This window comes from Streptomyces sp., from assembly GCF_036524955.1.
GTDB lineage: Bacteria > Actinomycetota > Actinomycetes > Streptomycetales > Streptomycetaceae > Actinacidiphila.
This window is the reverse complement of record NZ_DATDBG010000253.1, coordinates 1-9,820: the sequence shown is the minus strand read 5'-3', so window position 1 is coordinate 9,820 and position 9,820 is coordinate 1. Positions and strand designations below refer to the sequence as shown.

Annotated in this window: 12 protein-coding genes; 5 read left to right on the top strand and 7 right to left on the bottom strand. The window is 72.5% G+C overall.

Translation table 11 applies throughout. From position 1 onward, the window contains the following. The 4 genes from VIW71_RS20155 to VIW71_RS20140 form a co-directional block, all read left to right on the top strand. Positions 1–809, top strand: an 809-nt coding sequence (locus VIW71_RS20155; protein ID WP_331623797.1) for a Gmad2 immunoglobulin-like domain-containing protein, incomplete at its 5' end; no start/stop codon positions are given. Between the two features lie 126 nt (positions 810–935). Further along, positions 936–1,928: a dihydroxyacetone kinase subunit DhaK gene (gene dhaK, locus VIW71_RS20150; protein ID WP_331623796.1), complete on the top strand. Its 993-nt coding sequence runs from the start codon at positions 936–938 to the stop codon at positions 1,926–1,928. A 76-nt stretch (positions 1,929–2,004) separates the two neighbouring features. Beyond that, positions 2,005–2,664 carry a dihydroxyacetone kinase subunit DhaL gene (dhaL, locus tag VIW71_RS20145; protein ID WP_331623795.1) on the top strand — a complete coding sequence of 220 codons (660 nt, stop codon included), beginning with the start codon at positions 2,005–2,007 and terminating at the stop codon, positions 2,662–2,664. After that, a complete protein-coding gene (locus VIW71_RS20140) occupies positions 2,661–3,119 on the top strand; it encodes a PTS-dependent dihydroxyacetone kinase phosphotransferase subunit DhaM (RefSeq protein ID WP_331623793.1) in 459 nt (152 codons plus the stop codon). Before dhaL ends, VIW71_RS20140 begins: the two co-directional genes overlap by 4 nt. A gap of 81 nt (positions 3,120–3,200) precedes the next feature. Here the strand turns inward: VIW71_RS20140 and VIW71_RS20135 are convergent, their stop codons facing one another. From VIW71_RS20135 to VIW71_RS26650, 6 genes are all read right to left on the bottom strand, one after another. Next, on the bottom strand, positions 3,201–3,491 hold the full coding sequence (locus VIW71_RS20135) for a hypothetical protein (RefSeq protein WP_331623792.1): 291 nt from the start codon (positions 3,489–3,491) through the stop codon (positions 3,201–3,203). A gap of 103 nt (positions 3,492–3,594) precedes the next feature. Continuing rightward, positions 3,595–4,626, bottom strand: a complete 1,032-nt coding sequence (locus VIW71_RS20130; protein ID WP_331623791.1) for a hypothetical protein — start codon at positions 4,624–4,626, stop codon at positions 3,595–3,597. Positions 4,627–4,931: 305 nt separating this feature from the next. After that, on the bottom strand, positions 4,932–6,596 hold the full coding sequence (locus VIW71_RS20125; protein ID WP_331623790.1) for an MFS transporter: 1,665 nt from the start codon (positions 6,594–6,596) through the stop codon (positions 4,932–4,934). After that, positions 6,593–6,754: a hypothetical protein gene (locus tag VIW71_RS20120; protein WP_331623789.1), complete on the bottom strand. Its 162-nt coding sequence runs from the start codon at positions 6,752–6,754 to the stop codon at positions 6,593–6,595. Before VIW71_RS20120 ends, VIW71_RS20125 begins: the two co-directional genes overlap by 4 nt. 170 nt (positions 6,755–6,924) lie before the next feature. Then, a complete protein-coding gene (locus VIW71_RS20115; protein WP_331623788.1) occupies positions 6,925–7,659 on the bottom strand; it encodes an SDR family oxidoreductase in 735 nt (244 codons plus the stop codon). 699 nt (positions 7,660–8,358) lie between these two features. Then, positions 8,359–8,802, bottom strand: coding sequence for a BTAD domain-containing putative transcriptional regulator (locus VIW71_RS26650; protein WP_414720792.1), 444 nt, complete (start codon positions 8,800–8,802; stop codon positions 8,359–8,361). Between VIW71_RS26650 and VIW71_RS26645 the strand changes: the two genes are divergently transcribed. Beyond that, a complete protein-coding gene (locus VIW71_RS26645) occupies positions 8,801–8,998 on the top strand; it encodes a hypothetical protein (protein ID WP_414720791.1) in 198 nt (65 codons plus the stop codon). The genes VIW71_RS26650 and VIW71_RS26645 overlap by 2 nt on opposite strands. A gap of 31 nt (positions 8,999–9,029) precedes the next feature. Here the strand turns inward: VIW71_RS26645 and VIW71_RS20105 are convergent, their stop codons facing one another. After that, complete coding sequence (locus VIW71_RS20105) at positions 9,030–9,506, bottom strand: NUDIX hydrolase (RefSeq protein WP_331623786.1); 477 nt, start codon at positions 9,504–9,506, stop codon at positions 9,030–9,032. Positions 9,507–9,820 lie beyond the last annotated feature (314 nt).

The following is a 9,820-nucleotide window of genomic DNA, read 5'->3' as shown; positions in this document are numbered from 1 at the left end:
CCCCCTCCCCCACGGCCGGCTCCGCCACCGCCACAACGGCCGGCCCCACCACCACCACCGCCACCACAGCCCCGTCCGGGCCGCGGACCACCCCGGCGCGGATCCGTACGGCCGTCTACTTCGTCCAGGCGGGCAAGCTGTCCGCGGCCCCGCGGACGGTCGCCGCGCCCGCCACCGCGGCCGGCGCGCTGCGTGCCCTGCTGGCCGGGCCGAACGCGTACGAGCGTGCGCACGGCCGCGGCTCCGCGATCCCGTCCCATACGAACCTGCGCTCGCTCGCCGTGACCGCGCGGGTGGCGACCGTCGATCTCTCCGGCCGGTACGACGACGGCGCGGCCGGTCCCTCCGCGCGGCAGCGGCTCGCCCAGGTGGTCTTCACCGCGACCCGCTTCCCCGGGATCGAGAAGGTGCGGTTCGCCGTCGACGGCAGGGCGGTCACCGCTTTCGGGGCCCAGCGCATCCCGCTCGGCCGCCCGGTCGGCCGGGCCGACTTCGAGGACGTGAGCCCGGCCGTCCTGACGGAGTCGCCGCTGATGGGCGAGACGGTCCGCACTCCGGTACGGGTCCGTGGCACCGCGAACACCTTCGAGGCGGTCTTCCGGCTGCGCGTCACCGACGCGGCCGGACGAGTCGCCGCCGACGTCCAGGTGCAGGCCACCTCGGGCACGGGCACCCGCGGCACCTTCGACGTCACCTTCCCGTTCCACGCCACGAGCAGCGGCCCCGGCACCCTGACGGCGTACTACGTCTCACCCGCGGACGGCCGGAACGTCACGGTCCAACGCGTCCCGCTCGACCTGAACCGCTGAACCCGACGGCGGGGAGCCGGTCGGCGGACGCCGTGCCGGTCGCCCCGCCGGGAAGGTGCCCCCGGGCGGCCCGCGACCGATACTGGATTTCATCTGCAGGCACTCAACCCCGCCCGGAGGTACGCCGTGAAGATGCTCATCAACGTCCCCGAGACCGTGGTCGCCGACGCGCTGCGCGGGATGGCGGCGGCCCATCCGGAGCTGACCGTGGATGTCGAGCGCCGGGTGATCATCCGCAGGGGAGCTCCGTTCGAGGGAAAGGTCGGCCTGGTGTCCGGCGGCGGCTCGGGGCACGAACCGCTGCACGGCGGATTCGTGGGGCGGGGGATGCTGGACGCGGCATGCCCCGGGGAGGTCTTCACCTCGCCGGTCCCGGACCAGATGGCACGGGCGGCCGCCGCGGTGGACAGCGGCGCCGGGGTGCTGTTCATCGTGAAGAACTACACCGGTGACGTGCTGAACTTCGACATGGCCGCGGAGCTGGCCGAGGACGAGGGGGTGCAGGTCGCCAAGGTACTGGTCAACGACGACGTGGCGGTCGTGGACAGCCTGTACACGGCCGGCCGGCGGGGGACGGGCGCGACGCTGTTCGTGGAGAAGATCGCGGGAGCGGCGGCCGAGGAGGGAGCGCCGCTGGACCGGGTGGCCGGGATCGCGCGGCGGGTCAACGCTGCGTCCCGCAGCTTCGGTGTGGCGCTCAGCGCGTGCAGCACGCCCGCGAAGGGCAGCCCCACCTTCGACCTGCCCAGCGGCGAGCTGGAGCTGGGCATCGGCATCCACGGGGAGCCGGGCCGGGAGCGGCGGCCGATGATGACCTCCGGCGAGATCGCCGACTTCGCGGTGGACGCGGTGGTGGAGGACCTGCGTCCGGACGCGCCGGTCCTGTTGCTGGTCAACGGGATGGGGGCGACGCCGCTGCTGGAGCTCTACGGTTTCACCGCCGAGGTGCACCGCGTGCTGGCCGAGCGGCAGGTCTCGGTCGCCCGTACGCTCGTCGGCAACTACGTGACGTCGCTCGACATGGCGGGCTGCTCGGTGACCATCTGCCAGGTCGACGAGGAACTGCTGCGCCTGTGGGACGCGCCGGTCGCCACCCCGGGCCTGCGCTGGGGCTGCTGAGCCCGGTCCCCGACGGGCCGTACGAGCTGCCGGCCCACCCGTCCGCCGACCCCGCCGACCCACCGAAAGGCAACGTATGAATGCCTCCACCGGCTCCCCCGTCGACGCGGCCTTCCTGCGCCGCTGGCTCGGCGCGGCGACCGCGGCCGTCGACCGCGAGGCCGAACACCTGACGCAACTCGACTCCCCCATCGGCGACGCCGACCACGGCAGCAACATGCGGCGCGGCTTCCTCGCCGCACGCACGGCGGTCGAGCAGGACCCGCCGGACACGCCCGGCGGTGTGCTGATCACGGCGGGGCGCCAGCTGATCAGTACGGTCGGCGGCGCGTCGGGACCGCTGTACGGCACGCTGCTGCGGCGGGCAGGCAAGGCGCTCGGTGACGAGCCGGCGGTCACGGCCGCCGGTCTGCGGGACGCTCTGCGCGCCGGAGCGGACGGGGTGGCGCAGCTCGGCGGCGCCGCGCCGGGCGACAAGACGATGCTCGACGCGCTGTTCCCGGCGCTGGACGCGCTGACCGGTGCGCTCGGCGCGGGCGGTTCGGTGGCCGAGGCGTTCACGGCGGCGGCACAGGCGGCGGACGAGGGCGCCAAGGCGACCATCCCGCTTCGGGCCCGCAAGGGCAGGGCAAGCTACCTGGGTGAGCGCAGCATGGGCCACCAGGACCCCGGCGCCACCTCCGCCGCCCTGCTCGTCGCCGCCTTCGCCGACACCGCACGGGAGCGTGCCGAATGACGTACCCCACCGACCCGGCCGCCCCCGGCGGCCCCGCCCGTCAGGGCGGCGGGCAGCGCCCGCTGGTCGGCGTCGTCCTGGTCTCGCACAGCGCCGCGGCGGCCACCGCCGTCGCGGAGCTCGCCGCCGCGCTGAGCGGGGGCGCCGCAAACGTGCCGGTCGCCCCCGCGGGCGGCGGGCCCGACGGGGGCCTCGGCACCAGCTCGGATCTGATCTCCTCGGCGGCCCGTTCGGTCGACCGGGGCGCCGGCGTCGCGATCCTCGCCGACCTGGGCAGCGCCGTACTCACCGTCAAGGCGCTACTGGCCGACGACGAGCTCCCGGCGGGCTCGCGGCTGGTCGACGCGCCGTTCCTGGAGGGCGCGGTGGCCGCGGTGGTCACCTCGTCGACCGGTGCCGACCTGGACGCGGTCGCGGCGGCGGCGGCGGACGCGTACACGTACCGCAAGAGCTGACCCGGGCGGCGGGGCCGTTGACACGCGTGCGGCCCCCTTCGTCGCGCGTCGGCGACGAAGGGGGCCGGATGGTGCCGAGGGTCAGCGCCCGTGGGCGAGCAGGACGCGGACCATACGGCAGGTGATGTCGGACGGCGGGTGCACCCCGATCCGCTCGGCGGTGTCGCGGATCAGGCGGTTGCCCGCCTGCGCGGGCTCGTACACACCCGAGTCGAGCAGGGCGATCGCCAGGCGCATGGTCTTGAGCCGACGGTTGTGCGCGATGTACCACTCGCGCGGACGCCCGGCGGGCAACGGCTTCTTCGGCAGTGGTGTCAGCGGCGCCGGCCGCGTCGACCGGGTCTTCGGCAGGGGCAGTACGGCAGCGGCCATCGGCATCCTCCAGGGGCGTCGGCCAACCCTCTCGAACACTGTCGATTTTACCGCCAAGCACTGACAAAGTCCGCTGGCCAGGCGCGGGTTGGCCGCGGTGACCTCAGCCGCCGAGCAGCTTGTACGCGTGGTGCGCCGCGGCGAAATACCGCGGGTCGGGGTTGACCGCGTACTCCCGCATGGCCGCCTCGGAGATCTTGATGGCGTGCTCGTCCTTGAGCTCCACCGCCTGTTCGACGATCCGCCGTTGCACTGCCGGGTCGTGGCCGTCGACCGGCGAGGTCGCGGGGGCGCGGTTGCCGCGGCCGGTGAAGATGTTCAGCAGTGTGCCGCTGACGTCGCGTACCGCTTCGTACGACGGGCGGGCGAACTCGGCCGGCAGGTGCGGCAGCACCATCCGGAGCGCGGCGGGCGCGGTGACGGTGTGAATGGCGGGCACCGGGTTGCCGCCGGGCTGGACCATCGTGTAGCGGCCCGCGCCGATGGCGCCGAGTTCGGCGAGCGCGGCGTCCACCGAGGTGGCGAGCTTGGCGTCGGCGTCGGCGAACAGCTTGGAGGAGGGCTGCATCCCGAGCGTCCGGACGGTGCCGATCACCCGTGCGCCGAGGGCCAGCGCGCTGCTCGGCGGCTGGTACATCCCGGCCCAGAACGCCAGCCCGTTGGCGAGCTCGTGCCGTTGCATCGCACTGGGCACCTCTACGGTGGCGATGCTGCGCACGGCGTGGGCGGTGCGGATCAGACCATGTGTGAGGCCTGCCAGCATGCCCGGGGTGAGCCGGGGCCACCACTTCACCAGTGCCTCGTGCCAGCCGAGTTCGTCGATCTCGTGGCGGAAGAGTACCGCCCAGTCGGCGAGCCGCTTGGTCTCGCCGAGGGCGCCGCGCCAGGACGCGGAGTCGTTCGGGTCGATGGGCGTGACCGGGTCGGGCAGCGCGCCGAGGCCGCGCAGCGCGGCGTACCAGTCGACCCAGCCGGCGACCTGGTCACCGTGCCCGAGGGTGGCCAGGGTCTCGGCGCCCATCGGGGCGTGGATGGCGAACCCGCGCAACTGGTTGCCGGTGCCGAAGAAGAACCCGGCGTGGTCGAGCCTTTCCAGGGCCTCGTTGATGGCTTCGTCGTACTGGACTTCAGGCATGTGAGACATCGTCCCCTCGGGAGCACGCGGACCGAAGCACCGGTCGCGCCGGGCGCGGCGGAGGAGGCCGCGGGAGGCCGGAAAACAGCCGCCGGAGGCCGGAAGAGGGCGCGCCGCACCCGGCACGCGCCGCCGCAACGTGCGTCCCGCGAACGGCGAGGCGGGCCCCGGCACCCTGCCGTACCGCAGGGTGCGGAGCCCGCCTCGTGGTGCCGGTCGTGCGACGGTGATCACCGGTCCGGTGACCGGTCGTGCACCGCGTCGCGGTGGGGCCGGTCAGGTGATCAGGTGGTGGTGCGCGGCGGCTAGCTGTGCGCCGGGGCGGCGGGCTCGGTGGTGGGCACCGCCGAGGCCTCGGCCGCCGCGATCTCCTCTTCCGTCATCGGCAGGCCGTGCGGGTTGGCGGAGGCGCCGTCGAACTTCTTGACGAACAGGCAGGACAGTGCGCCGAGTGCCATCACCAGGACACCGACGAGCAGCGTCGGCTGCATGGCGTCGATGAACCCCTGAGTGAACACCGCGCTGCCCGCCTCCTGGATCTTCTCGGCGGTGGCGGCCGGCACGTTGCCCGGCAGCGCCAAGGCGGAGGAGGTGTCGCCCGCCACGTCCAGGTGCTTGCCGGCCTCGGCGAAGCCCTTGACGAATCCCTCGCGGTACGGGCCGGGCACGCTGCCGGCCTGCTTGACCGCCTCGTCCTTGAGGGAGGAGGCGAGCTGGCCCTGGAGCACGGCGCCGATGATGGCACCGGCCAGTACCGAGCCGACCTGCCGCAGCGCGTTGTTGACGCCGGATGCCGCGCCGGTGAGCTTGGGCGGCACGTTGCGCATGACCTCGCTGGCCATCGGGGAGAAGGTGCAGCCCGCGCCCATACCCATGACGAACAGCGGGGCGAGCAGGCTGGTCCAGCTCCCGTCGGTGTCCGCGACCGCCATGACCCAGGCCAGGCCGCCGCCGAACATGATCAGACCGCTCATCAGGATCCACCGGCCGCCGACCTTCTCGGCCAGCACGGTGGCCGGGCCGGCCATCACGAAGGTGCCGATGGACAGTGGCAGCAGCGCCAGACCGGCCTTGACGGCGCTGTAGCCCAGCACCGACTGGAGGTAGACGGTGATCGGCAGGAACAGGCCGACGATGCCGAAGGAGATCGCGATGCCGACGAAGTTCATCAGCGTGAAGTTGCGGTCCTTGAACAGCGAGAACGGCACCAGCGGCTCGCCGCGCTGCTGGCCGCGCTGCTGGACCAGGAAGATCACGCCGACCACGGCGGAGGCGGCGATGGTGGCCCAGATCCAGCCGTTCCAGTCGTACTTCTGGCCCTCGGTCAGGCCGAAGGTGAGCAGGAACAGCGCGAGCGAGGAAAGCACGACACCGAGGATGTCGAACCGGTGCTTGACCGTACGCTTCGGCTTGGGGAACCAGAGCACCGCGCCGACCAGGGCGATCAGACCCAGCGGGATGTTGACGAAGAAGATCCACCGCCAGTCGAGCTGGCTGACCAGCACACCGCCCACGGTCGGGCCCGCGGCGCCGGACAGACCGGCGACGATGCCCCAGATGCCGAGCGCCACACCGCGCTTCTCGGACGGGAAGACGTCCACGATGAGCGACAGGGTCTGCGGCAGCAGCATCGCCGCGCCCACGCCCTGGACCGCCCGGAAGGCGATGAGCTGGCCCGGGTCCTGGGCCAGACCGCACGCCAGGCTGGCCACGGTGAACAGGCCGACACCGTAGACGAACAGGCTCTTCTTGCCGATCAGGTCACCGAGCCGGCCCGATGTGATCATCAGAACGGCCAGTGCCAGCGTGTACGCGTTGGTGACCCACAGGATCTGGTCCAGCGACGCGTCCAGGTGCTCGACCATGTCGGGGATCGCGATGTTGACGATCGTCAGGTCGAGAAGTGTCATGAAGAACCCGAGGGACAACACCGTCAGGATCGCCCACGGGTTACCCCGCAACTTATTCACAATTCCTCCTTGCCGTGGGCGTGACAGGCGCTCACGGTCTCGTGGTCGTACGAGGTGAGGCACGCGCTCCCGAGGAAGGCCGCCCGTGCTCGTACGCGGTCGAGCTCGGTGCGCTTCCGTGCGACGCTCAGCTCCATGTCCCCAAAGAGGTGTCGCACGAGGTCAGGTGTGACATCACTGTGGTCAGTGAGGTGCGGATCACACTGATGGTCGTCTGTGTCACATCCGTGGTTCCGGACCGGCTCTTGTAAAAGGCGCCCGGACACGACGGCGCGGCCGTCGGTCACCCACCGTGGTGCCGCCGGCCGCGTCCGTCCTCGGGATGTGCTCAGAACATGCCGCCACCGGCGTGGATGATCTGGCCGGTGATCCAGCGGGCCTGGTCGGAGGCGAGGAACGCGACGATGTCGGCGATGTCCTCGGGCTCACCCATACGGCCCAGCGGCGTCTGGAACATGAGCTGCTGCTTCAGCTCGGCGGGCACGCTGTCGCCCTCGTCGGTGTTGGCGGTGACACCGGGCAGCACGCTGTTGACGGTGATCTTGCGGGAGCCGATCTCCTTGGAGAGCGTCTGCACCAGCGAGTCGATGGCGGCCTTGCTGGCCGTGTAGAGGCCGGCCGTCGGGCGGTGGCTGGTGACGATGCCGGAGGAGATGGCGATGATCCGGCCGCCCTCGTTCAGCCGGCGGGCCGCCTCGCGCATCGCCACGAAGGTGGCCCGGGTGTTGGTGGAGAAGTGCAGGTCGAAGTCCTCGTCGGTGGCCATGGGCAGCGGCGCGAACTTGCCGACGCCGACATTGCTCACCAGGATGTCGAGGCCGCCGAAGGTCTGCTGCGCGATGTCGAACAGGCCGCGCAGGGCCTGCGCGTCGGTGACGTCGGCCTGAGCCGCTACCGCCCGGCCACCGTTGGCCTCGATCTTCGCGACGACCTTCGACGCCGCCTCGGCGTCGGACCTGTAGTTGACGACCACGGACACGCCGTCGGCGCCGAGCCGTTCGGCGATGGCCTGGCCGATACCGCGGGAGCTGCCGGTGACGAGAGCGACCTTTTCCTGCGACATGATGAGAACCACCTTCAGTTGACGGTTTTCTGACGGGAACCCGGTGGTGCGACGGTGATACGTGCGCGGCACGGTCGGGCACGCGGGGCATGCTGGCATGCGGGCCGTGTGCGCACCAGACCGCGTGGACCGGGAGAAACGCGGCTCTCAGGAGCCGGGGCGGTACGGACCTCACCAGGGCGCGGGGAGACTCGGAGGGCTGACGCCCGGGCTCCCGGAGTGGGCGGCCGGGAACGAGACCCACCCGCGCGGGGAGCGAGCAGCAAGACCGACCAAAACGCGCATGGACACAGAAACGCCCCCGGATCGCAGGAAACTCACTGCGCGGAGGCTCTTTTTGGACAGGCGAGGTCGCTCCATGAAGCGTGACAGACGCGGCCGGAGCTCGTCAACCCGCCCGGCCAGAGGTCGGTGATCTTGCGCGGCGCCGCTGCGTCCTCGCTGTCGAAGCCGTCGAGGACGGTCAGCGCCGCCTTGCGGGCCTCGGGCGGGGCGGCATGGTCGCCCGCCGCGTGATGCGGCTCACCCGGACGACTGAGTGTGATCGCCTCCTCGTAGAGGTCGCCGAGTTCCCGTGAGGGACCGGGACGGCCGGGAGCGCCGGCTGCTGGGCGGGGGCGGCCGCGCCGGGCTCGGGCGGGGCGGCGAGCGCCGGGGCGTCGGGGTGCGGGGTCGTCGGGGCGTCAGGTCGTCGGGGCGTCAGGGCGTCGGGGCGTCGGGGCGTCGGTGAGGATCTGCTGGTGCAGCTCCCGCAGCGCGGCCCGGCGTCCAGACCCATCTCGTCCGCGAGCCGGGCGCGCGGCGCGTGATGGACCGCCAGCGCGTCGCTCTGCCGCCGCAGCGGCGCGGGGCCACCATCAACTGGCGGGCAGGCTTCTCCCGCAGCGGGTGTCCGGCCACGGTCGCGGTCAGGCCCGCGATCAACCGCGCGTGCCGGCCCGGGGCCAACTGGTGGTCGGTGTACGTCTCCTGGACGGCCAGCCGCCGTTCGTTCCCTGCACCGGACGCACAGCCGGGGGCGGCCGCGCCGGGTGCCGAGGCCGAGCCGGAGTTCGTCCGGACCGGCGCGCACTCGATGGCGCTGGGCCTGCTGTGCACGGCCCAGTTGATCGAACTCGTCGACGTCACGGTGGTGAACGTCATGCAGCACGACCTGCAGGTCGCGCCGGACAGCCTGTCATGGGTGATCGACGCCTACACGGTGGTCTTCGCCGGGGCGCTGCCGCTCGGCAGCCGGGTCGGACGGACAGACACGGGTCGGTTCCGCACCCGGGCCCGCCACGGACCGACACGGGGCGGTTCCGCACGGGCCCGCCACGGTCAGCGGGCCCACCGGTGACGAGCAGGTGCCCCGCGGGCCCGCCGGCTCGTCACCGGTGGGCCGGCGCGAACCACGTCGGGTCGTCGCGCAGCGCCAGTTCGATCCGGCCGCGGGCGATCGGCCCGAGCTCGGGCAGCTCGTCGAGGGCGAACCACCGTACGTCCAGCGACTCGTCGTCGTTCACCCGGGCCCGGCCGCCGACCGCGCGGCAGCGCAGCACGATGTCGAGGTACTGGGCGCGGTCGCCGTTGCCGTAGACCACCGGCTCGTTGGTGAAGACGCTCAGCACGCGCTCCACCACCGCGCGCACCCCCGTCTCCTCCTCGATCTCCCGCACGGCGGCCTCAGCCGGCTGCTCGCCCGGTTCGGGGATGCCACTGATCAGCGCCCACCGCCCGGTGTCCACGCGCTGGTTGAGCAGCACGCGTTCCCGGTCGTCGAAGACCACCGTCACCACACCGGGCAGGAACAGCAGGGTGTGCCCTGCCTTCTCACGGATGTTCAGGATGAACTCGGGAGTCGCCATGGCGAGAGCCTACGAGAGGAGGGGCGAACGCCACACCAGTACCTCGTTTCACAAGGTCGACCAGCTTTCCGCACGACATGCCCACGGGGCGCCGTGACCCGTTACGGTGACCCCGAAGACAGCGCCCACGCGGGGAATCGGGCGTGACGGCACCCCGTCGCGCCCGGGTGGCGGCAGGGGGTACCGGGGGATGGACACGACGGCCGGCGGAAAGCCGGACGCCGCGCGCACGGACCGCACCGGCGGGCCGCTGCCCGAGCGGCCCGGACACCCCGCGGCGCGCCCGCGCCGCGGGGTGACCGACGCGGCGGGTG